This is a genomic window from Alteribacter keqinensis (assembly GCF_003710255.1).
Taxonomy (GTDB): Bacteria; Bacillota; Bacilli; order Bacillales; family Salisediminibacteriaceae; genus Alteribacter; species Alteribacter keqinensis.
In genome coordinates this window covers 380,662-403,603 of sequence record NZ_RHIB01000002.1, presented here as the reverse complement: position 1 = coordinate 403,603, position 22,942 = coordinate 380,662, and the positions used below count along the sequence as shown (strand labels likewise).

At 46.8% G+C, this 22,942-nt stretch carries 22 protein-coding genes and 2 riboswitches; of the genes, 17 read left to right on the top strand and 5 right to left on the bottom strand.

The genetic code is table 11. From position 1 onward, the window contains the following. The first annotated feature begins 40 nt into the window (after positions 1-40). The 13 genes from hxlA to EBO34_RS13345 all read left to right on the top strand — a co-directional run bounded on the left by hxlA (position 41) and on the right by EBO34_RS13345 (position 10,069). Positions 41-679 (top strand): 3-hexulose-6-phosphate synthase, encoded by a 639-nt coding sequence (gene hxlA / locus EBO34_RS13405; RefSeq protein ID WP_122899377.1) that lies wholly within the window; start codon positions 41-43, stop codon positions 677-679. Beyond that, positions 657-1,208: a 6-phospho-3-hexuloisomerase gene (hxlB, locus tag EBO34_RS13400; RefSeq protein WP_236784655.1), complete on the top strand. Its 552-nt coding sequence runs from the start codon at positions 657-659 to the stop codon at positions 1,206-1,208. The genes hxlA and hxlB overlap by 23 nt, the downstream gene beginning before the upstream one ends. A 28-nt stretch (positions 1,209-1,236) precedes the next feature. Then, complete coding sequence (locus EBO34_RS13395) at positions 1,237-2,268, top strand: TRAP transporter substrate-binding protein (protein WP_122899374.1); 1,032 nt, start codon at positions 1,237-1,239, stop codon at positions 2,266-2,268. Positions 2,269-2,332: 64 nt separating this feature from the next. Continuing rightward, positions 2,333-2,809, top strand: coding sequence for a TRAP transporter small permease (locus EBO34_RS13390; protein ID WP_249414095.1), 477 nt, complete (start codon positions 2,333-2,335; stop codon positions 2,807-2,809). Between the two features lie 3 nt (positions 2,810-2,812). Beyond that, entirely contained in the window at positions 2,813-4,102 is a 1,290-nt protein-coding gene (locus tag EBO34_RS13385) for a TRAP transporter large permease (RefSeq protein ID WP_122899370.1), read from the top strand. Positions 4,103-4,122: 20 nt separating this feature from the next. After that, the gene (locus tag EBO34_RS13380) at positions 4,123-4,407 is read left to right on the top strand and encodes a cupin domain-containing protein (RefSeq protein ID WP_122899368.1); all 285 of its coding nucleotides are present in this window, start codon (positions 4,123-4,125) and stop codon (positions 4,405-4,407) included. 4 nt (positions 4,408-4,411) lie between these two features. Next, positions 4,412-5,086, top strand: coding sequence for a bifunctional 4-hydroxy-2-oxoglutarate aldolase/2-dehydro-3-deoxy-phosphogluconate aldolase (locus tag EBO34_RS13375; RefSeq protein ID WP_122899366.1), 675 nt, complete (start codon positions 4,412-4,414; stop codon positions 5,084-5,086). A 345-nt stretch (positions 5,087-5,431) separates the two neighbouring features. Further along, positions 5,432-5,827 carry a C-type lectin domain-containing protein gene (locus EBO34_RS13370; RefSeq protein ID WP_122899364.1) on the top strand — a complete coding sequence of 132 codons (396 nt, stop codon included), beginning with the start codon at positions 5,432-5,434 and terminating at the stop codon, positions 5,825-5,827. Between the two features lie 285 nt (positions 5,828-6,112). Then, positions 6,113-6,219: riboswitch (TPP riboswitch) on the top strand. Between the two features lie 97 nt (positions 6,220-6,316). Next, positions 6,317-6,940 (top strand): thiazole tautomerase TenI, encoded by a 624-nt coding sequence (gene tenI / locus EBO34_RS13365; RefSeq protein WP_183163876.1) that lies wholly within the window; start codon positions 6,317-6,319, stop codon positions 6,938-6,940. Beyond that, positions 6,937-8,064: a glycine oxidase ThiO gene (gene thiO / locus EBO34_RS13360; protein WP_122899362.1), complete on the top strand. Its 1,128-nt coding sequence runs from the start codon at positions 6,937-6,939 to the stop codon at positions 8,062-8,064. The genes tenI and thiO overlap by 4 nt, the downstream gene beginning before the upstream one ends. A gap of 4 nt (positions 8,065-8,068) precedes the next feature. Next, positions 8,069-8,272 carry a sulfur carrier protein ThiS gene (gene thiS / locus EBO34_RS13355; protein ID WP_122899359.1) on the top strand — a complete coding sequence of 68 codons (204 nt, stop codon included), beginning with the start codon at positions 8,069-8,071 and terminating at the stop codon, positions 8,270-8,272. 1 nt (position 8,273) lies between these two features. Beyond that, complete coding sequence (locus tag EBO34_RS13350; protein WP_122899357.1) at positions 8,274-9,041, top strand: thiazole synthase; 768 nt, start codon at positions 8,274-8,276, stop codon at positions 9,039-9,041. After that, complete coding sequence (locus EBO34_RS13345; protein WP_122899355.1) at positions 9,041-10,069, top strand: thiazole biosynthesis adenylyltransferase ThiF; 1,029 nt, start codon at positions 9,041-9,043, stop codon at positions 10,067-10,069. Before EBO34_RS13350 ends, EBO34_RS13345 begins: the two co-directional genes overlap by 1 nt. Positions 10,070-11,094: 1,025 nt before the next feature. On the opposite strand, the gene tenA is transcribed toward EBO34_RS13345, so the two are convergent. Together tenA and EBO34_RS13320 are read right to left on the bottom strand one after the other, a co-directional pair. Then, positions 11,095-11,769 carry a thiaminase II gene (gene tenA / locus EBO34_RS13325; RefSeq protein WP_122899349.1) on the bottom strand — a complete coding sequence of 225 codons (675 nt, stop codon included), beginning with the start codon at positions 11,767-11,769 and terminating at the stop codon, positions 11,095-11,097. Then, positions 11,759-13,057: an acetylornithine deacetylase gene (locus EBO34_RS13320; RefSeq protein WP_183163900.1), complete on the bottom strand. Its 1,299-nt coding sequence runs from the start codon at positions 13,055-13,057 to the stop codon at positions 11,759-11,761. The genes tenA and EBO34_RS13320 overlap by 11 nt, the downstream gene beginning before the upstream one ends. A 218-nt stretch (positions 13,058-13,275) precedes the next feature. Then, positions 13,276-13,375: riboswitch (TPP riboswitch) on the bottom strand. Positions 13,376-14,174: 799 nt separating this feature from the next. On the opposite strand from EBO34_RS13320, the gene EBO34_RS13315 reads away from it, so the two are divergent. Both EBO34_RS13315 and EBO34_RS13310 read left to right on the top strand, forming a co-directional pair. Further along, positions 14,175-14,471 carry a DUF4190 domain-containing protein gene (locus EBO34_RS13315; protein WP_249414094.1) on the top strand — a complete coding sequence of 99 codons (297 nt, stop codon included), beginning with the start codon at positions 14,175-14,177 and terminating at the stop codon, positions 14,469-14,471. A gap of 31 nt (positions 14,472-14,502) precedes the next feature. Then, a complete protein-coding gene (locus EBO34_RS13310) occupies positions 14,503-14,826 on the top strand; it encodes a hypothetical protein (RefSeq protein ID WP_249414093.1) in 324 nt (107 codons plus the stop codon). 360 nt (positions 14,827-15,186) lie between these two features. On the opposite strand, the gene ulaA is transcribed toward EBO34_RS13310, so the two are convergent. Genes ulaA through EBO34_RS13295 form a run of 3 tightly spaced genes read right to left on the bottom strand, consistent with a single transcriptional unit; the run spans position 15,187 to position 18,816 of the window. Beyond that, a complete protein-coding gene (gene ulaA, locus EBO34_RS13305; RefSeq protein WP_122899343.1) occupies positions 15,187-16,449 on the bottom strand; it encodes a PTS ascorbate transporter subunit IIC in 1,263 nt (420 codons plus the stop codon). A gap of 3 nt (positions 16,450-16,452) precedes the next feature. Next, positions 16,453-16,725: a PTS sugar transporter subunit IIB gene (locus EBO34_RS13300; RefSeq protein WP_122899341.1), complete on the bottom strand. Its 273-nt coding sequence runs from the start codon at positions 16,723-16,725 to the stop codon at positions 16,453-16,455. A gap of 27 nt (positions 16,726-16,752) precedes the next feature. Then, positions 16,753-18,816 carry a BglG family transcription antiterminator gene (locus EBO34_RS13295; protein WP_122899338.1) on the bottom strand — a complete coding sequence of 688 codons (2,064 nt, stop codon included), beginning with the start codon at positions 18,814-18,816 and terminating at the stop codon, positions 16,753-16,755. Positions 18,817-19,647: 831 nt separating this feature from the next. Between EBO34_RS13295 and EBO34_RS13290 the strand changes: the two genes are divergently transcribed. Together EBO34_RS13290 and EBO34_RS13285 are read left to right on the top strand one after the other, a co-directional pair. Further along, positions 19,648-20,997: a glucoamylase family protein gene (locus EBO34_RS13290; protein WP_122899336.1), complete on the top strand. Its 1,350-nt coding sequence runs from the start codon at positions 19,648-19,650 to the stop codon at positions 20,995-20,997. A gap of 365 nt (positions 20,998-21,362) precedes the next feature. Then, complete coding sequence (locus EBO34_RS13285; RefSeq protein ID WP_122899334.1) at positions 21,363-22,610, top strand: sugar ABC transporter substrate-binding protein; 1,248 nt, start codon at positions 21,363-21,365, stop codon at positions 22,608-22,610. Positions 22,611-22,942 lie beyond the last annotated feature (332 nt).

Sequence of the window (22,942 nt, the reverse complement as noted above, 5' to 3'; positions counted from 1 at the left end):
TGTACTTTTTCAGTGGCCTCAGATAGAAGGAGGGCTTCCATTGAAGATTCAACTGGCATTGGACCGGTTAACCCGAGACGAGTGTTTCGCGATTCTTGAACAGACCGAAGCGCATATCGACTGGATTGAGGTGGGCACCGGTGTAATTAAAGAATACGGCATGGCGATTGTGAGGGAGATAAAAGAAACGTTTCCTCACAGAACCGTGGTGGCGGATATGAAAACCTGTGATGCAGGCAAGCATGAGGCCCTCCAGGCTTTTGAAGCGGGAGCGGACATTACAACAGTGATGGCTTTTTCAGCGGATCAGACCATAGCGGATGTGCTGAAAGTTGCCAAAGACAAAGAAAAACGCGTCATGATTGATTTGCTTGGCGTAACAAACCCGGATCGTATTGCAGTCATTGAAGAACTGGGGGCGGACCTCGTAAGTCTCCACTACGGAAAGGATATGCAAAAGGGAGGGGCTATGAAGCTTGACTTGTTCTCCCTTACAGAAGGACGGAAAAATCTTGAAGTAGCAGTAGCAGGCGGCATTTCACCAGATTCACTCCCGGAGATTTTGCGCAAATCCCCTTCGGTTGTGATCGTTGGGAGCGCGGTTACAAAGGCGGATGATAAAAAACAAGTCGTATTAAAAATGAGAGGAGTTATGGATGACTATGAAAACAATCATTAATCAGGTCGCTGCTGAAATGGACACGGTTCTTTCCAACGTTTCCGAAAGCGAAGCCTCGGCACTTAGTCAGGAATTAAAAGATGCGAAGCGGATTTTTATTACAGGTGAAGGGCGCTCAGGACTGATGGGGAAAGCCTTTGCCATGAGGCTCATGCATAGCGGCTACACCGTTTTTGCAGTCGGGGAAACCATTACCCCAAGCGTCGAAGAAGGGGATCTTCTCGTTGGGATTTCCGGTTCCGGAACAACGGGCGCGATTAAGCAGTTTGCCCAAAAGGCCAAAGAGGCAGGTGCAAAGGTGGCGCTTGTCACAACAAACGACCAATCGCCCATCGCTGAAATAAGTGACCTCGTACTGGTCATTCCGGCAGCGACAAAGTTTAGAAGAGAAGAAGAACCTGAGACCATTCAGCCACTTGGAAACCAGTTCGACCAGGCCGTTCATCTGGTACTGGATGCGATTATCATTGGAACAGTTAAAGGTGAAGGGTACGAAGAAATGACCCGCCGCCACGCAAATATGGAATAGATAAAAATAAAACCGGGAGGAATAGGACATGAAGAAACTGGCAAGTACATTGGGGATGACCGTTGCTGCATTGGGATTGGTACTCACTGGGTGTGGAAATGACGATGAAACAAGCGGAGCAGAAGGAAGCGGGGACCTGAAAATCCTTGCTGCCCACAACCAGACTTCTCCCGACAATCCATTTCAGGAAGGGATGCTTGAGTTCAAGAATGTAGCTGAATCAGAATCAGACGGGGCTATTGAAGTGGAGGTTCATGCGGGAACCATCGGGACAGAGGAGTCGGAACTTGTGGAAAAGCTAAAACTTGGTGCAGCGGATGTTGTCCTTGTTTCACCGGGCTTCATGACGGCTACTGGAATCAAAGAAGTCGACTTATTAGCGCTGCCGTACCTGTTTGACGATTACGACCACTGGGAGTCTGTTGTAGACGGGGAAATAGGAGAAGAACTGGCGGAGATTATTAACGAACAATCCGGCAATGACTTTAAAGTACTCGGCTACTGGTCAGCCGGTGTCCGTCACTACTACGGCAAAGAGCCGCTCGAGACTATTGACGATCTTAGAGGAATGTCAATCAGAACCCAGACCTCCGGTGTCGTTGCAGACTTCTGGAGACAGGCAGGCGCAACACCTGTTGATGTAGCATGGGGAGAGCTCTATCAGGGACTGCAGCAAAATGTTGTAGATTCTTCTGAGAACGCTTACCCGTACTTTGTCCAGCAAAATCACCACCAGACACCAAATGGGAAGTACACCACAGAGACAGGACATGACTACACGACCCGTTTACTTCTTGTAAATGGAGAGCGTTTTGATGAGTTGACGGACGAGCAGAAGGAGATTCTGTTAAACGCTGCAGAAGCATCAACAGTGGCAGAGCGTGAAGCCCTTTACGCACAAGAAGAGGAGTATAAGGAGAAAGCCCTTGAGGAAGGTGCTGAAATCAATGAAATTGACCGTGAGCCGTTCATCGAGATTGCCCTTCCGATCCAGGAAGCGTTCGCAGAAGACGCGGGTATTGAAGATATTCTCCAAAGAATCAACGACCTTAAACAATAAATCAAGGGGGAAGAGCACACAGGAGTGATCTTCCCCTAATCTCTAACATGAGTAGGTGAAGCGAGTGTTCATTAAACGGCTGGAGCAGATTCAACTGATTATCGGTGTTGTATTTCTATGTATCTTTTTCGCGGCCATCCTTGTTCAGGTGGTAAGCCGTCAATTGGGCGTATCTGTCCTGTGGACAGGCGAGGTCGCTAACTATTCCTTTATCTGGGCCGTGTTTATGGGTGCGGCCGTGATGGTGAATAAAAAAGAGCATTTTAATTTCGATCTGCTGGCAAAGAAGCTGAAAGGCAAAGCAAAGTACGCGTTAAACATCACTATTGATGTGATCTTGATCGCCTTCAGCAGCGTGCTTTTCATTTACAGTTTAACGGCTTTAACGACGTTTTGGAGTTACCAGTGGGTGACCATACCGGCTTTGAAAATGGGCTATGTATGGATTTCTCTGCCGATTATGGCAGGAACGATGGTCATCTATCTTGCGGCACATGTGTTTACGAGTGTTAAGTTGATCTCGGCACGGGGAGGGGAGTAAGAGATGGGATTTTTATTAATAGGACTCTTTCTTGTACTGCTGCTGATCGGTGTTCCGATTGCGTTTGTTATTGGTATCATTGCCTTTGTCGGAATTTTCGCCATCCCTTATATTCCTGAAGTAACTGTTCCCGTAAGAATGCTCAACGGGTTGGACTCGTTTGTTCTGCTGGCCGTGCCGCTCTTTATTTTAGCCGCAAACCTGATGAATCACGGGCAGATTTCTCAAAAGCTGATTGATTTTTCCCTGAAAATCGTCGGCCATATCCGTGGGGGGCTTGCCCACGCGAATATACTCGTTTCGATGATTTTTGCCGGAGTTTCCGGTGCGTCACAGGCAGATACAGCCGGTGTGGGGAAAATTCTCATCCCCAGCATGAAAAGACAGGGATATGACACCCCGACTGCCGTAGGTGTGACCGCCGCTTCATCGACGATAGGGGTTATTATTCCTCCTAGTATTCCGATGATCATCTTTGCAGGCCTGACAAACGTCTCAGTAGGTGCGTTGTTTTTAGCCGGGATCGTGCCGGGCGTTCTCGTTGGTCTCGGGATGATGCTCCTTATCTACATCTTTGCCGTTAAGCGCGGGTATCCAAAGGCGAACCGCACTTCGGTAAATGAATTCACAAAATCATTTTTGGAAACGCTTCCTGCCATTTTTACTCCGGTCATTTTAATCGGGGGTATTATTTCAGGGATTTTCACTGCTACGGAAGCCGCTGCTTTCGCTTCTGTTTACACATTCCTGATCAGCATGTTTTTCTATAAGACTCTGAAACTAAGGGACATGCCGAAAGTGCTGACGGATACCCTGATGCTCAGTTCTCTCTCGTTGTTTGCCCTGGCCGCAGCCAGCGCTCTCGGGGAACTGCTGAGCTACTACCAGGTAGCCATCTGGGCTCAGGAATTCTTTACGAATAACATCTCAAGCAAGATTGTGTTCCTTTTGATTATTATCTTGTTCTTCCTGTTTATCGGTACGTTTATGGATGCGATTCCGGCCATGATTCTGTTTGTCCCTGTGGTCCTTCCAGTCGCGCAGCTTTTCGATATCAGCCCGGTTCTTCTCGGGATTATCATAATCATGACACTTGCCATCGGACTTATTACACCTCCGTACGGGCTCTGTCTCCTGCTCGCTGCGAAGATCGGAAATATATCCATTGAGCGTTCATTTAAAGCAGTGACACCATTTATTTTGGTGATCCTCATTGTGCTCGGTCTCGTAGCTTTTGTACCGGAAGTGGCATTCTTTATTCCAAAATTCTTTTTCCCTGATTTAGTCATATAACAGAAAGGTTGATAGCGTCTATGGTTAAAAGAGAAGTGTTGGCGTCAGAAGGATCGGTCATGGTTGTAAAAGTAGAGCTGGATAAAGACTTTCACGGAGACGAGGACAAGCACGTGGAAGAACAGGTCAGCTATATAGAAAAAGGCAGCGTGGAATTCGAAGTTGCCGGTGAAAAGAGGGTGTTGCACGAAGGAGATGTGCAGTACATCCCTTCCAATGCACCGCACCGGGTAAATGTGATCGAAAGCTGTACGATACTGGATGTTTTCACTCCGGTTCGAAAAGATCTCCTGGATGGGAAGTGACAAGATGAGTTTTCTTCTTGAAAATATAACAGACAGCGGAATTGTCGCCGTGATTCGCGGCGCCAGAAAAGACAGTATTTTAGACGTGGCCGAAGCCCTGAGTGAAGGGGGCGTCAAATCCCTGGAGATCACGGTGGAAACCCCCGGTGCCATGGGCGTCATTGAAAAGCTGGCGTCTGAGTTTACCGGAGGCGGGGTAAGTGTGGGCGCCGGAACGGTTCTGGATGCGGAAACTGCGCGGGCAGCGATTCTCTCCGGTGCTCAGTTTATCTTTTCCCCTACGCTGAACGTAGACACGATAAAAATCGTAAAACGGTACGGAGCTGTGAGCGTTCCCGGGGCATTTACCCCGACCGAGGTTCTCACCGCTTTCGAACACGGGGCGGACATGGTTAAAGTTTTCCCCGCAAGGACTTTGGGAGCTTCTTTTATCAAGGATATGAAAGGCCCATTGCCGCAAATTCCGTTGATCGCAACGGGAGGCATCGATCTTTCCAATGCGGGTGCCTTCATCGAGGCAGGTGCAGCAGGCGTCGGCCTCGGAAGTACCCTCGTCCCCTCCGGCGGGGCAATGACAGAAGAGAAGCTGAGCGCAATCACTGAGAGGGCGAGGGCGTTTGTGGAGCTGGTTGCAAGAGTGCGAGCGGGTGGAGGAAAAGAAGAGAGTTATAGAGTGTAGGATTTGTAGCGTTTTGGATGGGTTTGGTGTTCGATTTTGGGGTGCTTCTTAGGAGGAGCATCCTTTTTTGCGTGGGGGGGGAGGACGAATTGAAATTTTGTTATCTTAATTTAGATTCATATTTAGTTGACTCATAAAAAAACGGGAAATCAATACACCGAGATGTAAATGATAATCTTTCAGTACTAATATGAATGTTTGCCTGAGCCTTGTCCCAGCCGAAATATTCACTTCCGGGGAAACATTTGGATATACTCTGCGTTTCCACCATTGTCAAACAAAATAAGCATCCAACCAGTTCCTTTTATAACGTAATGAATACTTTATAAAAGGGAGGTGAGCTAAATGGGTATCATACCGTTTTGTCCGAGACAGTTACAACCGTGCGAAGGAGAGCAGTGTACTGAAAGAAGAGCGGAGATTGCTGTCAATAATTTTGATCCGGTTAGTGGACTTGCATATCTTTATACTCCACAAAATATAAGTTTTGAGAACGCATCAACTCTTTGCAGCAATCAAGGAGCCTTTTTAGCTTCTATTAATGAACTAAATCAACTTGCACACATGTTTACCTATACCGATGGAACAGGGAATGTTCAGAGGTGTCCTACCTTATTTTGGAGTACTGATCTTAGCGGGGATCCTGTTATTGTCCGGGTTATGCCTTGTAGTGGTGGCAATATAGAAGTGATAACAAATTTTGAGGATTGTCTGGCGCATGCTTTGTGTGTTTTTCAGTAGGTGCTTAATTTCGTAACAATGGGGGGGATCTCTCCTTCTTTTGAAAGGGAGAGAACTGTCCGTTGCTGCCATCAACACACAAAAGCCTCCGTTCCCTTACAATGGGAAATGGTAACGATCATTCTCATTTATACCTGTCCACTTTTTAGAGTAACTTTAATCTTAATAAAAAAACCGCATGTCTTAACACAAAATCCCATCACTAACGCCTGCAGGACCTGGAACCATTTCCGTATTTTGAAAACAATGAATTGTGTGCTATACTGGGGGCGAATAATTGAATACTCATAACACTGGGGGCGTCATAAGTGACTGAGATGGAAAGAGCAATTTCCAGACCCTTTGAACCTGATCTAGTTCAGACTAGCGTAGGGAAGTGGGATCGCTCTATCACTGTTGAATGACACATAGATTTTAACCACTCTTTACGTTAAAGAGTGGTTTTTTTGGTATTTTTGAAGAAAGAGCAACAAATTTGTTTCATTAAGGATGATTACCTTGCAGTTACATCTTGTTACAGATGGCAAAAAGACAAGAGAACAGTTGGTCTGCATCTTGTCAGACGTTCATGAGTCCGTGGATGTGATTCATGTAAGAGAAAAAGATCGAAGTGCAAAAGAGATAATGGAAATTGTGGAGGAACTTTTAGCGAGTGGGGTTCCGGCGGGTAAATTGATCATTCACGATCGCGTGGATGTGGCCCGAGTGATGAACTGTTACGGGGTTCAGCTTGCCTATCATAGTCTTGGCATTTCTGAGGTTCGAAAGTATTTTCCCCATTTAAGGGTAGGGAAATCGGTTCACCGCTATGAAGAAGCCATCGAGGCAGAACGGGATGGGGCTGATTTTGTCCTCTATGGCCATGTCTATCCGACAGCTTCCAAATCCGGGAAAACGCCAAAAGGACTTGACGAATTGAGCAGCCTGACAAGATCTTTAAGGATTCCAGTCATTGCCATAGGTGGCATCTCTCCTGAAAAGCTGCCGGAACTTCGGGCCGCTGGAGCAGGGGGGATCGCTGTCATGTCGGGAATAATGGATGCGAAAGACTGGGTACAAGCGGCAAAAGCCTATCAAACCGGCCGGCTTGCCGGGAAGGAGGAGATTCGATGACTGCACGTTATGATGCCATCGTGATCGGTGGGGGAGTGAACGGGTGTTCCATCGCCTACTATCTTGCTCTTGATGGGAAAAAGGTATTGCTGTTGGAAAGGGGGCGCCTGGCGGGGAAGGCCTCCAGTGCTGCAGCGGGAATGCTCGGGGCACAAGTGGAGCTGACTGAGGGAGGACCGCTATTTGACATGGCGAAAGAAAGCAGAGCCATGTTTCCATCCCTCCAACACGAATTAAAAGAGCAATCAGGCATTGATATTGAGCTTGTACAAAAAGGAATGCTGAAGCTTGCAAGAACAGATAATGAAACGGAACATCTGAAAAAGACGATTGCCTTTCAACAGAGACTTGGAGAAAGAGCGGAATGGCTGAAACCGGAACAAGTAATGGAAAGAGAGCGTCACCTTTCCGCCTCCTTTTTAGGAGCGATGGATATTCCCAGTGATGGCCATGTGAACCCGGAAAGGCTGACACACGCCTTTGCCACGGCTGCTGTCCATTTGGGGGCTGAGCTGAAGGAAGATACAGACGTGTGTTCTCTTGTTAAAGAGGTAGATTCCGTTTGTGGTGTCCAAACGGGCGATGGGACTTTTTACGGCGAAAGGATCGTGGTAGCTGCAGGGGCATGGACGAAGCGACTGTTAGAAACGTGCGGCCTTTCTTTGCCCGCTTACCCTGTAAAAGGGGAATGTTTTTCCGTATTGACAGAGCGTCCTCTCCTGTCCAGCACGATTTTTACAGACACCTGCTATCTGGTACCGAAGAGTGGAAACCGGTTAGTGATTGGTGCAACCATGATTCCAAATACCTTTTCTGAAAACGTGACGATAGAAGGCCTGTCACAATTAATGAAGGAAGCTGTGAACGTACTTCCGGCCTTGAAGAGCGCCACCTTCGAACGTTCCTGGACCGGCATACGGCCACAGTCGGGAGATGGGTTACCGTATCTGGGTAAGCATCCGGATGATGAGAATCTCATTATTGCCACAGGACATTATCGAAACGGGATCCTCCTTTCCCCGTTAACGGGCAGTCTTGTAGCTAAAATGATACGTGAAGAACCGCTGCCGTCATACATGGGCTCCTTTTCACTGGATCGAGTAAAAGAATCTGTAAAGAGGTGATAAAATGAAGCTGATTATTAACGGAGACCAGGTGGAAATGCCAGATTCCATTACGACCGTATCAGAGCTGCTGCACCATTTTGAATTGGATCAGAAGGTCGTCATTGTGGAGAAAAATAAGGATATTTTAACAAAAGAGCTTCATGAAGCAGAGCGCGTACAGGACGGAGATCACTTCGAGCTAGTCCATTTTGTAGGAGGCGGTTAATATGTTGAAGATTGGTTCAAATACGTTTCATTCTCGTTTATTGCTTGGAACAGGAAAGTACCCGGATTTTGATGTTCAGAAGAAGGCGGTGGATGTTTCGGAATCGGAGATCTTAACCTTTTCAGTAAGAAGAATGAACATTTTTAAGGCGGGTCAGCCTGATTTTCTCGAAAAGCTTGATCTGGAAAAATACAGTCTTCTTCCTAATACTGCAGGGGCGAAAACGGCGGAAGAAGCTGTCAGAACGGCGAAGCTTGCAAAGGCTTCCGGACTCTGTGACATGATTAAAGTGGAAGTTATCGGCTGCTGGAAGACACTTCTACCGGATCCGGTGGAAACGTTGAAAGCAACGGAAGAACTTTTAAAAGAAGGCTTTACTGTTCTGCCTTATACGTCTGATGATGTGGTACTGGCAAGAAAACTGGAAGAGCTCGGGGCACATGCGATCATGCCCGGAGCGTCGCCTATCGGTTCCGGCCAGGGAATCATCAATGAATTAAATCTGGACTTTATTATCGAGCAGGCGAATGTTCCTGTTATCGTGGACGCCGGTATCGGATCGCCGGCAGATGCAGCGAAGGCGATGGAACTGGGAGCGGACGGGGTGCTCCTCAATACAGCAGTGTCTGCAGCGAAGGATCCTGTGAAAATGGCCGAGGCGATGAAGCTTGCAATCGAAGCGGGGCGTCTTGGTTATGAAGCAGGCCGAATGGAAAAGAAGCGTTATGCCACAGCGAGCAGTCCTATGGAAGGAATGAGTGTCAAGTAATGGACCGATACTCACGTCAGACCCTGTTCAAACCGATTGGAGTAAACGGGCAAAAGAGCATCCGCGAAAAACATGTGCTGGTGATCGGTGCGGGAGCTTTGGGGACAGGAAACGCAGAAGCCCTGGTGAGGGCCGGTGTAGGAAAGCTTACTGTGATTGACAGAGACTATGTGGAATGGAGTAATCTCCAGCGTCAGCAACTTTATTGTGAAAAGGACGCACAGGAAAAGCTTCCGAAAGCTGTGGCTGCCAAGCAACGGCTGGCATTGATTAATTCGGAAGTAGAGATTGCCGCATATGTGTCGGATGTAACGAATGAGAGCCTGGAAGCCATGGTGAAAAAAGAACAATTCGATCTGATGCTTGATGCCACCGACAACTTTGATATCAGGCTAATCATGAATGATGTCTCCCAAAAATATCAGCTGCCCTGGATCTACGGAGCATGCGTGGGCAGCTATGGGATCTCCTTGACGATTTTGCCGGGAAAAACCCCATGCCTTCATTGTTTGCTGAAAACAGTACCCCTTGGGGGAGCCACCTGCGATACAGTGGGAATCATTGCTCCCGCTGTGGGAATGGTTGTGTCCCATCAAGTGGCGGAAGCATTGAAAATTCTGTCGGGTAACGAGCAGGAATGCAACCAAAAACTTGTTTCGTTCGACGTATGGAAAAATCAGTATATGGCGGTGAAGGTGGAGAAATTGAAGGACCCTGAATGTCCGAGCTGCGGGACATCCAGGACGTATCCTCATCTTTCTTTTGACAACCAGACAAAAACAGCCGTTCTCTGCGGCAGGGACACTGTGCAGATCCGGCCGTCTGTTCGTTTGGAGGAGGGGAGAAGGCTGGATGCTCTTAAAGAATCCCTTACTTCCCAGGGGATAGAAGTGGAAGAAAACCCGTATCTATTGTCCTTTAAAGTGGAGGAGTATCGCTTGGTGGCTTTTCAGGATGGAAGAGTACTGGTGCACGGGACGAAAGAGATCGGAAGAGCCAAAACCTTGTATCATCGGTATTTTGGATAGGAGCGGGGACAGTTTTTAGCTTCCTTTGGGGAGTGGAAGAGCTGTCCCTTTTTGGCTTTTGCCAGGGAATGGGTGACGTAAAGTGGTTCTTCTTGTCGTACGGTGTCTTGTTAATTAAACGTTTATTTAATGTGGGAATCTTCGACATGCTGGCAAAGCAGGGGTTGTTGTTAGATGGCTGCTTTTCAAGAAGGACAGAGCAGTACCCGTTAATTTTGACTGACAGGAGGTCGGCGGGGGAGAAATTGGAAATAAATTGGATGTCGATCTGGTTATCTTAACATAAATCAGTCATAAATTTATATTCACCGGGCAAATCTTAATATAAAACCGGCATATCTTTACACAAATCCGCATTACAGCCTCTCACCAGGAAATCCAAAAACCCAAAAGCATTCACTCCCAAAAAAAACAGAGCATCGGGTCTTTTCCCGAAGCTCTGTTCATTTATTTTATCCCTTCACCAAAGCTTCCTGTCCATAGAAAGAAACTTTAAAAAGATCCTTCATTTGCTCTACCGAAGTTTCACGCGGGTTGGTGCCTGTACATGGATCTTCCATGGCATTTTTGGCCATGGTGTCCAGGTGGGCGTTGAAGTCTTCTTCTGTTACACAACGGCAATTGCCATAGTGCTAATCGGAAACGTCTCTGACGCGGTGACAAAGGGGAAGAAAGTCCGTTCGGTCAGAGAAATGCGGCTTGCTTATGATCACCGCTAAAACGACGCCGAATATCACCGTGGTCCCCCAGCCCTGTGACAATCACTTGCAACGCAGCGGACAGATGAACTGTTAACAAAACGTCTTTTAACTCCCGGAACTTCGATCGGAAAAGGCTGCACAAAGGGTATATTGGAGAGCCTGGCACCCGATCCCATTGTTGTAACAAATTTCTTTCTCCTAAATCGTAGTTCATATCCTGAAAAACAGGATTCTTCTCTTCTGAACGGGAGTGGGGAGACTTTAATGTGCCCTCGTTAAAGGCCGGGTGTGAACGAGACGGACTTGCAAGTTCCAGTTCCTTTCTTATTGCTGTTCCTCAGGCCATGTCTCTTTGCGGTAGGACATCTCCCAGAACATGTATTCAAACCGCGTTGTCGTTAAAAAGATCTCTTCAAGGTGGCTTAGTTCATGCTCGGGCTTCCCTTCTGTCAGTTCATTCAGCAGATTAATAGTCCAGTTTGTCAATTCCTGAAATTCTTCGCTTGCGTACATCTTGATCCATTCTCCGTACTGATGGTCCCTTGCTCCCGGAGTCTCATCCAGCGCTTTTCCGATTTCGGCATAACTCCACATGCAAGGGAGCAGACTTGCCACAAGCTCTGCTAATCCGCCGTTATTTCCAACATGAAGCATGTAGTGCGTGTAGGCCAGTGTGGTCGGAGCCGGATTTGCCGATTCGAGCTCTTCTTCTGAAATGCCAAATTCTCTGGCATACTGTCGGTGGAGCTCCATTTCTGTATTTAAGGTCGAGTGAAGAAGTTCAGCAAATTCCCCCATTGTTTTAACGTCTTTCGCTTTCATCGCTCCCATTGCAAAAAGCCTGGCATAGTCAATCAAGTACAAATAATCCTGGACCATGAAAAAACGAAATTTCTCCTGATCCAATGTTCCATCCCCAATCCCCCGGACAAAGGGATGATCATGATTGGCTCTCCAGATTGGTTTCACATTTTCATATAATCGCTGACTAAAGGTCATATCTCTCATCCTCCCTTTTTGTATGACACCATTCATGGATAAACGTGACCATAACTTTTGTAAATTCGATGAGCTCCTGAACAGACACAGATTCATTTGTGTGGTGAGCGTTTTGTAAATCACCCGGGCCGTAAATCAGCGTTGGTATACCGGCATCTCCCAGCCAGCCACCGTCAGTAACAGTCGGCGACATACTGACCGTGGGATTTTCCTTAAAAATAGAGGAGTGGGCCCGCTTTAAGGAATGGACTTCCTTTCCATCTGGATCTATGTCCAGTGAGGGAAAGATTTCTCCCTTATCTTCAATCATGGACTTGCCTCCCCACTCGAAAACCGGTGGATGATCCCTTAACCAGGGATCTCCTTGCGCAACGTTTAACAGATGGTTTTCCACCTCTTTGGCGATATCCTCGTGATTTTCATCCGGATAAAAATGAACGGTGATCCAAAGCCTGCACTCATCTGCAACAAACGCAGCATGCCTTCCTCCTTCAATAACCGCAGGGTTTATCGTATTCATTCCTGCTGGAAATCCTGGATAAGACTTCGTAACGGCCCAATGCTGTTCCAGTTCTTTCAGACCTTGAATTATTTTCACCATTTTTTCGATGGCACTCGCTGCATGAAGGCCGCCTCCTGCATGAACCATGTTTCTCCGAACAGCATCATGATAGGTTTTGGGACTTTTCACTGTGACCCATCCTGTGATGACGCCTCCCTGTCCCTGGATATTCAGCTCACTCGTATCCACGACAACAGCAGCATCAGCGGTGTAGCCTTTTTCGCAGCATTCCAGCGTACCCGCTTCACCAACCTCTTCTCCAATCACCGATTGAAAGATCAAATCACCGGGCAGTTCAACCCCGCTCTCCCGCAACAACTTTATGGCAAACAAAGCGCCCGCCAGTCCCCCTTTCATATCCGCAGTCCCGCGGCCATACAACCTTCCGTCTTTCACAGAAGGGGTAAAGGGATCTTTTTCCCAGCCTTCTTCATTTGGTTCAGCCTCTGCCACATCCATATGGCCGTTTACGATCAGGCTCCTGTAGTCAGAAGACTGTTTCCCTTTCAGCGTTCCCACTACGTTGGGGTCATTCGGAAACACCTCCCATTGATCAATGTCAAATCCGAGGTCCCGTAATTGCCCAGCGAAAAATTCCTGCGCTTCCCCGGTATTCCGGGCAGGGGGACTGGGTGTCGGGAAACGAACCAGTTGCTTCACCAACGCCACTAATTCATCCTGTCTCGCATCAATTTGTTCGATTAACTGACTTACCTGGTCCCGCACATCGATTCTCCTTTCCATGTCTGGCACTGCAATTTAACAGACCCTTCCCTTTAGTGAAGGGAAATGATCTTAGAAAAACGAATGATAACTACAGAAAAAGCAAATTCAACTAAAATGTTTCCTGAACAACAAAAAAAACCACTCCAGCTGGAGCGGCAGTGTATGTCAAACAAGAACTCATTGGCGGCACGGTATAAAATACACCACGCCCAATGATGATAATGCTGACGCCACTTCCCTCCGCTGGTATTACCCAGTTCAGGTGACAGGGTTAAGACAAACGTCTCTCTCAGCAAAAAAGCACCCCTAGTGGTCTTTCATTAGGTTGTTTATACATACAAGATTAACATACTCAAGGTGCCCGTCACCACCCGAATGGTGTCAACTGTGGAGGGCCATTCTACATTCAGCGAGAGAGCAGGTCCGGACTGGGCATGCTCTCTCGGCGTGAAAGACCTATGGTTTCGACAAAAACCGGGTGGTGACAGGCACCACAGATAAATATGTTAAACTAATGGGAAATATGATTTTGGAGGTACATACATGAAAATTTTCATCACTTTGCTTTTGCTTATCGCAATTATAATGACAGTTACAGGCGTTGTTAAGAAAAATCGAAAAATGACAGTAACTTCTGCAGTTATATCTGTCAGTCTCCTCGTACTCTATATGATTTTATTTCAATTATAGAATGATTTGATACATGATCTTTTGTACAGGTGTAATCCAGCGTAAATTGGAATTTACCTGGTATGTAAAATTACTTCAATAAGAATTACTTGTTAATCATGCATTACAAATTGGCTGGCGGTCGATGCATGGAGGAAGAAGAAAAAAGAAGAGTAGTGGGATGTAAATAAGGGCGGTTCTTGTGTGGCATTATCTTGAATTTTGGAAGTGTCCTTTAGCTTGGGGCTGAGCCTGTGAATATAGAAGACCGCAGCACTCTCAAAAGAGTGCTGCGGTCTTCTTCGTATTAAAGTTGTCACGTGAAAGCTGCCCCACATAACATTTTCGTCTTATCCTGTTCACTTCTTCGTGCGACGAGCATAGACATCACATTAGCAACAGTGTGCAGCTGCTCTGTGCTAATTTTTTTGATAAAAATGGAGAGGGTGTGGGTGAGATAGGTGAGAGTGTAGAAGCTGTAAAAGAGAAAGTGAACGGCAAGGCGGTGGCCTCTCTTGTGCTGGGGATTCTGTCCCTGATTATTCCGTATGTGGGTTTGATCACGGGAATAATTGGGATTGTTCTTGCGAATCTGGCTCTAAAGGAAATCAAAGTGTCTTCTGAAGGCGGAAGAGGTCTGGCGGTTGGCGGGCTGACGTGCAGCATTATTGCTACGGTTCTGTACGGTATTTTGGTTATCATGCTTATTGCTGCCTTGGGATGGGTAGCCATTTTTGAAGTCTAGACTCAAGTGAATGGGTGGGGGAGGGGAAAGCTTGTCAGTATCAAGGATTCTAAAGTGGGTCACCGGGGGACTTGAGGCGGTGCTCGGTATTCCGTTCTTGGGCGGGATGATCGTCATCAGTCTGTTTTATACGCCTTTAGTGATTATGCTGGCGTTGCATATCGTCACGTTAGTTCTGACAAGAAAGGATGGAAGAGAATCTACAGGAAGCATCTTGGGCATTATTACTTCGTGTGTGGCTTGGATTCCGTTTGTGGGCATGGTCATGCACATTCTCACAGCCACCTTTCTTATGATCGATGCAGCAAAGCCGGATCAGGTTGCAGGAGAGGCTGTACAAACACAAGTAGAATAAGTTTGTTTGAAGAAGGCCGTTCAGCTCTCTGATGAGAACGGATTTTTATGGGTTTCACTGATAGAGTAAGTGTGGCTTTGATGATGGAGGAGGTCTGGATGGAGGAATTGGAAGTAAACTGGATGTGGATCTGGTTATCTTAACATAAAACCGTCATAAATTAATATTCAGCAGGCAAATTTTAATACAAAACCGGCATAACTTTACACAAAACTTGATTATGAAGCAAAGCGGTGGCGGTTATGTTCTTCATTAAGGAAGGGCAGAACCTTCTCAGGGTCGCCAAGTTAATACTCGCAAAAAAAGAGAAACAGCCAACCAGGCCGTTTCTCCTTTTATAGTTAGATTGTTGCTGCCGATTCAATTAAACAAACTCACAAGCCAGCCTAACAGGATACCGACAACGCCAAAGTCTGAATCTCCGAATGTTGTTCCTTCAAAGCCGAGGGAACCGAGTACCGGTAAAAGTAGGGCAGGCAGGAAGCTGATGAGGATACCGTTTGTGACGGCTCCAAGCATTGCGCCTCGTCTTCCGCCCATGGCATTTCCGAATACGCCCGCAGCTGCGCCTGTGAAGAAGTGAGGCACGAGCCCCGGTACGATCAAAGCTAGGCCGAACATCGGTAGGAAGAACATGCTTCCAAGACCCGCGAGAAAGCTGAATAAAAATCCGATGATAACAGCGTTTGGTGCGAATGGGAATACGATCGGTGCATCCAAGGCCGGTTTGGCGTTAGGCACGAGTTTATCCGCAATTCCTTTAAATGCAGGAACGATTTCCGCCAGCAGCATTCGTACCCCGGCAAGAACAACATACACACCGGCGGCAAACGTGATCGCCTGCATAAGAGAGAAGACAATGAAGTTCATTCCTTCACTCAGCTCGGTTTCAATGAAGGTTGCTCCTGCAAAGAGGGCGACAACGATAAACAGAATCGCCATTGTAAGAGAGACAGCAACGGAAGTGTCCCGTAAAAATCCAAGTGATTTAGGCACTTTAATATCTTCTGTGGTCTTTTCTTTATTACCAAAGTACTTACCAATTGTTCCTGAAACAAAGTAACCGACAGATCCGAAGTGACCGAGTGCAATGTCGTCGTTTCCTGTAATTTGTCTCATGTACGGCTGTAATAGAGCCGGGAAGAGAGCCATCACAGATCCTAAGATAAGAGAACCGGTAACAATGAGTGGAACTCCGGCCATGCCGCCTGTACTTAGGATAACTGCGATTAAACACGCCATGAATAAAGTATGATGTCCGGTCAGGAAAATGTACTTAAGAGGCGTCAGTCTGGCAATGACAATATTGGCAACCATACCGAATAACATGATCATGGCTGTCTCTGTGCCAAATGCCTGCTGCGCTACCGCTACAACGGCTTCGTTGTTCGGAATAACCCCGCGGATGCTGAATGCACGCTCGAACATTTGTGAGAAGAAGTCCAGGGAGGAGATGAGAACACCGGCCCCCACCCCTAGGATGACAAACCCCATGATCGTCTTTAACGTCCCGGATACTGTATCAGCAGCTCCTTTTTTCTGTAAAAGAAGGCCCATTAGAGCAAACAGACCAACGAGAATTGCAGGTGTACCCAGGATGTCATTCATAATCAGTTCTGCCATGAATTATCCCTCCTGTAGATGTTTTTGCAACGCTTCCTTCAGTTCTTGCTGATCCATCAAGTTAGTGAGGGGGATGATCTTTCTGTTGCCATCATCCAGGTTCATAATGATATCCCGTGAACCGATGTAGTAATCAGCCAGCTCCGTTTTTGATGTGGCTAAGTCTGTATGAGAGACCTCTGCATCAATTCCCAGTTCATTTAATACCTTTTTTACGTTCATCTCCACCATAAAGCTGCTTCCAAGTCCATTTCCGCATACAACTAATAATTTCATCTTAATTCCTCCTAAATGTGTTTTGTTTTACTCACTGTATTGATCAATGATTTGCTGAATTTCACCAATGTCTTTCGCTGCCCGTAACTTTTCAACGTTGTCTCCCTCGGACAGCATCGTTGATAGTTGGGACAATGCCTTGAGATGGGACTCATTATCCACCGCTGCCAGGACGAAGAGCAGGGATGCCTGGTGACGGTCTTCCTCTGAGAACCAGACAGGTTCATTTAGTTTCAAAACGCTCATCCCGAGTTTCTCCACCCCGTCTTCAGGTCTTGCATGGGGAATCGCTACTTGAGGAGCGATAATGACATAAGGTCCTAATTCTTCAACTTTATTAATCATCGCAGATACATAGTCCGGTGTGATGGATTGGTTATCGACCAAGGGCTGTGATGCGATTTGAATCCCTTCATGCCAATTCTCCACTTTATCCAGAATCTGAATCGCGTTTGACTGAATAATTTCATTTAGCATAGGCTTATAAGGCTCCTTTATCTGAAGTGGCTTATTTGATAGAATCTCCTCAATCTCCGACAGTAATTGTGCCTGATTGTGGACGGTTGCGTGCTTTTCCACGACTCGCAGGATGTCTTTTACTTTCGAATGTGATGGATTGACTTCCTTGTAGTTAAGAAGCCGGTTCACATTCATCAGAATTCGTTCTTTTTCCGTTTCTGTTAAGACGGCATTCACATGAAAGGTCGGTACATTTCTGTTCTTTAACGGCACAGTCGTAAAAATAAGATCAGGTTTAATCGTTGCTTCTTCCACGGATGTGACCACTTCGAAATCGATGGTTGAAAACAACGTCTCAAGCTGTGTTCTCAGGATTTGAGACGTCCCGATCCCGCTGGAACAGACTACCAATGCTTGTTTCCTCTCAGCCGCTGTCTGCCCTTCTTTTCTCATCCAGCCGCCAAAGTGAATCGTAATGTAGACGGTTTCATCTTCGGGGATAGCTTCACCTATAAAGCGTTCCAAATGATGAACCACTTTATGCGTAAGCTGATAGATATCGCCGTACTTTTCCTTAACAGATTGTGTTAACGGGTTTCTTGCAGGTAACTTGTATTTTAACCGGTAGTAGGCAGGGAAAATATGAATCAGCAGGTTGTTCTGCACCTCCTGGTAATTTCGAAACTGCATACACGCATAGCGCTGAAAGTCCAGAACCATGGCGCGGACAACATCCTCAAGTCCTTTAACCTCTGCGTCATCTTTATCGGAATTGATCCGTTGGCTGAGGAGGAGGATTGTAAAAAAATCTGTTTCCCCGGCAGGGACAGTCACTTCATAGGTTTGGCTGATGGACTCGGTCAGATGCTTTGCGCGCTTGTACATTGTTTTGCTTCTAAGCCCGTCCGCTTCATCAACCGGTACACCTATAAAATGATGATGCAGGATGCGCTGAAGACAATACGTCATATACCAGATCAGCGGGTTAAAACTGCCGGTACTCCCTTGAGCTCCGAACACTTTTTCCATCTGGTTGCGGAGGTGGTTCATGTTCTGCGGGATCTGGGAATCATTTTTTTCCCACAGCCCCATCATCGCTTTCAGCACCTCCGGATCCAGGTCTTCATGGACGGTGTTCATAAACAGCCTGCGGATGTTGAACTCTTTTCCCTCAAATGTGTAGCCTTTGGAATGAGAATAGGATAAATCCAGCTCATACTCTCCGGCTTGTTTACGAAGGCATTTGACATCGTTTAAGCAGGTATTTCTGCTTGCGCCGGTGGTCTCAATGATGTGTTGCAGATAGATGCTGCTGCTTTTTGTGAGGAGGAGAAATGTTGTAATTGCCCTTCGCTCATCGGAGGAAAAGAAGTAATCATACTGCTGATTTACCGTGAAGTATGTGGGCAGCTTTTCTTTCGTTTCCTCAGTCAGAAAAATACCAACCGACTTGACTCTCTGAACTTTCTCGAGCTTCTTGTCTGCCAGCCAGTCATCCACCTTGTTTAGGTTGTAATAGACCGTCCGGCGGGACACATGCAGATGTTCACTAAGTTCAACGGCTGAAACAGGTTCATTTTTAAGTGCGAGAACATCCAATAATTGAGCGCTCTTTTGATCCAGTATCATCATTCACCCACCACCTTTTCCATTAATGCCGGCCAGCTGAAAATCAGGAAACTGTTGAATGACTTACTTTTATAATAAAAGAATTTCGCAAGATTAGAAGTCCGAATGATGAACAGACGTGTGTGCAAAATTGGACTGTTGTTGTGTGTCAAAGATTAAGCCTTCCTTGGTTTAGATACTGTCAGTGTTGTCGCCTGTGGCGGAATTTAGACCTGAAGGAATGCTCGAGCCGCTGTCTCTTTTAGTTTGTAATTGAACGAAAGTACAAATGGTGCAATTTGGTTTTGTTGTATTAGGGAGTCACTCTCTTAAATGTAAGGTTGGTTTTAGTAGTTGGTGCGGTGGAGTAGGATGGATGTGGATCTGGTCGGCAGTTTATCCGTCGATTTTATGGATATATCGGTCATTCCGCAAAAATTCGCCACCTTCCGATTTAACAAAGCCAGCCCCATTACCTGCTAGCAGGTGCGATGCTCATTACAGAGAGGATGAAATAAATTAAACCGCAAAGATTTTTAAAGAATTTTCAAAAACTGTTGAAAAGGCTTACAAAATACACTACAATTTAATTATTGAAACGTTTCACTAATTTACAATCATAAGACATAGAAAATCATTAATAAGTCTCGCGGAATTTTGGAGAAACGTTTCAATTTTGTATCTGATATCAGCTACCCGTACATACTTCCGCATGGGAAAGAGTCGTATTTATAGTCTTTCAATTTTGAGGAGGTGATCGCTGAAGCTGCCGGCGTTATGGAAGCAGAATTTGGATCTGTAACTTTCTCACTTGTCATGTAAATCAAATCTCCATACGAAAGGGCGATTAAGATTATGAAAAAGTTATTCAGCATCATGTTAACTGCCGTTCTGGTTTTTGCATTATTACCATCCACACACCATGCCCAGCCAACACATCCTCCCGGGCATGACATTGCACTGGAGAAGCAGCTGAATGCGATTGCGAAGAAGACCTTCGAGTATTTTGAGGAATTTACGGATGAAGAAACGGGTTTGACCTATGATATTGTCCGCCTGGATGAAGACGAGGAAGGAAAGCACACATCACCAACGAACATCGGACTTTATATGCTGAGCGTGATTTCAGCTGAAGAAATGGGTTTCATTGAGAAAGAGGAAGCGGTTGAGAAAATCAGCAAAACGATAAACAGTCTGCAGGACATGGAAACGTGGAACGGCTTGTATTATAACTGGTATTATACGGACGATGCGAGCCTCATGACAGACTGGGGACAGTTTATCTCCCAGGTGGATAACGGCTGGCTTACGGCAGGATTGGTTGTCGTAGCGGAAGCATATGAAGAGCTTGAGGAAGACGCACTGGCTCTTGCAGAGGATATGGATTATTCCTCTCTTTACGATTTTGATGAGAACCTGTTCCGCGGCGGATACGATGCGGAAACAGACAGCCTGACTGATCATCACTACGGGGCATTCTATACGGAACCGAGAATCACAAGCTATCTTGCAATCGGGAAAGGCGACGTTCCTTCTGAGCACTGGTGGCATATGCACCGTACATTCCCTCCTGAATGGGACTGGCAGAGTCAGACCCCACAAGGGTATGAAGTGGAGTATGACGGCGTAACCTTTTTCCAGGGACATTATGAGCACAATGATATCAAGTACGTGCCGAGCTGGGGCGGAAGCATGTTTGAAGCCTTAATGCCAGGACTGCTTGTAAAAGAAAAAGAGCTCGGAACAGAAGGTCTTGGTCTGAATAATGAACGTCATGTGGAACTGCAGATCGACCATGCAAAAGAAGAAGGCTATCCTGTATGGGGCTTCTCCCCGGCAGCGGTTCCTGGTGATTATCAGGAGTTCGGCGTACCTGCAGGCGGCATGGAAGGCTACCCGGAAGACGGTACCGTTACACCACACGCGTCCTTCCTGGCACTTGAATATGCACCGATGGACGTCTTTGAAAACATTAAAGTGCTACGTGATATGGGAGTTTACGGTCCATACGGTTTTTATGACACCGTCAATGTCCATACTGGAGAAGTGACAGAGGCATATCTTGCACTCGACCAGGGTATGATCATGCTTTCCATCGCCAACTATCTCCATGACGGACTGATCAAAAACTATTTCCACCAGAACGAAATCGGGTCCAACCCGGAACACCTGCTTGAAAGAGAAGAATTTTCAATTAACGAATAGAACAGATCATAATTAGGAGGGACTGGCCGGGAGCCATCATCCCCGGCCCCTCTTCATAAAGAAATAGCAATTCTACTTGTTTTATCTGAGTATATTTGTTCAATAAATACTAAATATAATAGCGAAAGGCGACGACTACAGTGTCGAGCGTTGACATCACGAATAAACGTTGAGGTCCGAGCCGAAAGACCCCGCAGGGCGAATTTCCAGAAGCGGCTGAGGTGATGACCGCGGAAAGCGTCCGCCTGTAGCGAAATCCAGGTTCAACTTTGAAAGTAACGTGTTTATACCGAAGATACTCCTTTTTCAGCCACTATTTTTTAACAATAAATTGAAACGTTTCACTTAAATTAGGAGGGTTCAGGATGAAATTTAAAAAGAGTTTAGCGATGTTTGCCGGTGTTCTTGCAGTAGCCGGCTGTGGTAATGACGGCGATTCAAACGGAGATCAGGCGAACGGCGGTGACGGTGACAAGGTCACACTTGACGTATGGGCCATGGGTGAGGAAGGAAACGCCCTCGGATCATTCGTGGAAGCCTTTGAAAATGAGCACGACAATATTGAAGTAAACGTTCAGGCGATTCCATGGGATAATGCCCACGATAACCTGCTGACGGCAGTTGCTTCCGGTAACGGTCCTGACGTTCTGCAGCTTGGAACCACGTGGGTGGCTGAGTTTGCAGGCGCCGGGGCATTCCTTGATCTGTCAGAATACGCAGATGAGTACGACGTGATCAGCAATGATGATTTCTTTGAAGGGGCCCTTGATACAACGGTTTACGATGACGGCGTTTACGGTGTGCCGTGGTATGTAGATACCCGCGTGCTGTTCTACCGCACGGATATCCTTGAAGAGCACGGCTTCAGCGAGCCGCCTCAGAACTGGGATGAGATGCTGGAAGTATCCCGTGAGCTTGCCGACCGTGGTGACGGCATGTACGGCTATGATATCGATCAGAATGACCAGCTTGTTCCGCCAATCTTCGCATGGCAGAACGGGTGGGAATTTAACGAAGAAGAAGCAGAGGAGAACTTTGCCGATCCGGCATTCAGAGAAGCAATGGCCTACTACCACACATTCTTCGATGAAGAACTGGTTCAAGTAACAGAAGGTGTGCCGATTGAGCAGGGCTTTGAAGAAGGAAGCAAGCCGATGTTCTCAAGCGGACCATGGATGGTCAACATCCTTCGTGACAGTGCACCTGACATTGACGGAGACTGGGATGTTGCTATGCTACCAGGCAGTGAGCGTAACGCTTCTGCGATCGGCGGTTCCCACTTGAGCGTATTCGCTGAAACAGAGCATGTAGAAGAATCTCTGGAGTTTATCACGTATATGTCCCAGCCTGAAACGCAGGTCGAATGGTTCAAGGAGACAAACGCACTGCCTGCCCGCCAGTCTGCCTGGGATGACGAGGAGCTTCAGGAAGATGAAAAGCTTGCCGTTTTTGGCGACCAGCTGGAAGAAGCCGTAGCTCCTCCGGTACTGAGCCAGTGGGAAAACGTGGCCCAGGATCTCTTGTCCTCCCTTGAGCGCATCAACCGCGGTGGCGCCGACCTAGACGAAGAGCTGGACGATTTCCAGCAAAATTCCGCTAGACGCCTTAACTAAACAGGGGGCTGAACTGATCCCGGGGAATGTCTCCGCCTGCAGCGGAAGCTAGCACCCTTAAGAACAGTAATTCATTACACAAATTTCTGAGAGAGAGACTGGGATAAAAAGAAAGAGTTTAGCTGAGAATCGGAACAACGCGCTGACATAGCGGATGAAATATACGCAGACTCCTGCGGGAGGAAAAGCAAAGGTGAGACCCCGAGGTGCGCAGCACGAGGAGGCTCACCAGCTTCCCGCGGAAAGCGAAGTATATTTCAGTAGCGATTTATTTGCACTGCATTTGATCGCTCGGATTCTCGTTGACAAAAACACTTCTGTCCCAGTCTCTT

What these genes read in the sequence shown, in the direction of transcription:
- EBO34_RS13380 (WP_122899368.1), top strand. Translation starts at nt 4,123, where the DNA reads ATGGTTAAAAGAGAAGTGTTGGCGTCAGAAGGATCGGTCATGGTTGTA.
- EBO34_RS13285 (WP_122899334.1), top strand. Translation starts at nt 21,363, where the DNA reads ATGAAATTTAAAAAGAGTTTAGCGATGTTTGCCGGTGTTCTTGCAGTA.
- hxlB (WP_236784655.1), top strand. Translation starts at nt 657, where the DNA reads ATGACTATGAAAACAATCATTAATCAGGTCGCTGCTGAAATGGACACG.
- tenI (WP_183163876.1), top strand. Translation starts at nt 6,317, where the DNA reads ATGATTACCTTGCAGTTACATCTTGTTACAGATGGCAAAAAGACAAGA.
- EBO34_RS13300 (WP_122899341.1), bottom strand. Translation starts at nt 16,725, where the DNA reads ATGAAATTATTAGTTGTATGCGGAAATGGACTTGGAAGCAGCTTTATG.
- thiS (WP_122899359.1), top strand. Translation starts at nt 8,069, where the DNA reads ATGAAGCTGATTATTAACGGAGACCAGGTGGAAATGCCAGATTCCATT.
- EBO34_RS13395 (WP_122899374.1), top strand. Translation starts at nt 1,237, where the DNA reads ATGAAGAAACTGGCAAGTACATTGGGGATGACCGTTGCTGCATTGGGA.
- thiO (WP_122899362.1), top strand. Translation starts at nt 6,937, where the DNA reads ATGACTGCACGTTATGATGCCATCGTGATCGGTGGGGGAGTGAACGGG.
- EBO34_RS13290 (WP_122899336.1), top strand. Translation starts at nt 19,648, where the DNA reads ATGAAAAAGTTATTCAGCATCATGTTAACTGCCGTTCTGGTTTTTGCA.
- ulaA (WP_122899343.1), bottom strand. Translation starts at nt 16,449, where the DNA reads ATGGCAGAACTGATTATGAATGACATCCTGGGTACACCTGCAATTCTC.
- EBO34_RS13350 (WP_122899357.1), top strand. Translation starts at nt 8,274, where the DNA reads ATGTTGAAGATTGGTTCAAATACGTTTCATTCTCGTTTATTGCTTGGA.
- EBO34_RS13345 (WP_122899355.1), top strand. Translation starts at nt 9,041, where the DNA reads ATGGACCGATACTCACGTCAGACCCTGTTCAAACCGATTGGAGTAAAC.
- tenA (WP_122899349.1), bottom strand. Translation starts at nt 11,769, where the DNA reads ATGACCTTTAGTCAGCGATTATATGAAAATGTGAAACCAATCTGGAGA.
- EBO34_RS13370 (WP_122899364.1), top strand. Translation starts at nt 5,432, where the DNA reads ATGGGTATCATACCGTTTTGTCCGAGACAGTTACAACCGTGCGAAGGA.
- EBO34_RS13295 (WP_122899338.1), bottom strand. Translation starts at nt 18,816, where the DNA reads ATGATGATACTGGATCAAAAGAGCGCTCAATTATTGGATGTTCTCGCA.
- EBO34_RS13385 (WP_122899370.1), top strand. Translation starts at nt 2,813, where the DNA reads ATGGGATTTTTATTAATAGGACTCTTTCTTGTACTGCTGCTGATCGGT.
- EBO34_RS13375 (WP_122899366.1), top strand. Translation starts at nt 4,412, where the DNA reads ATGAGTTTTCTTCTTGAAAATATAACAGACAGCGGAATTGTCGCCGTG.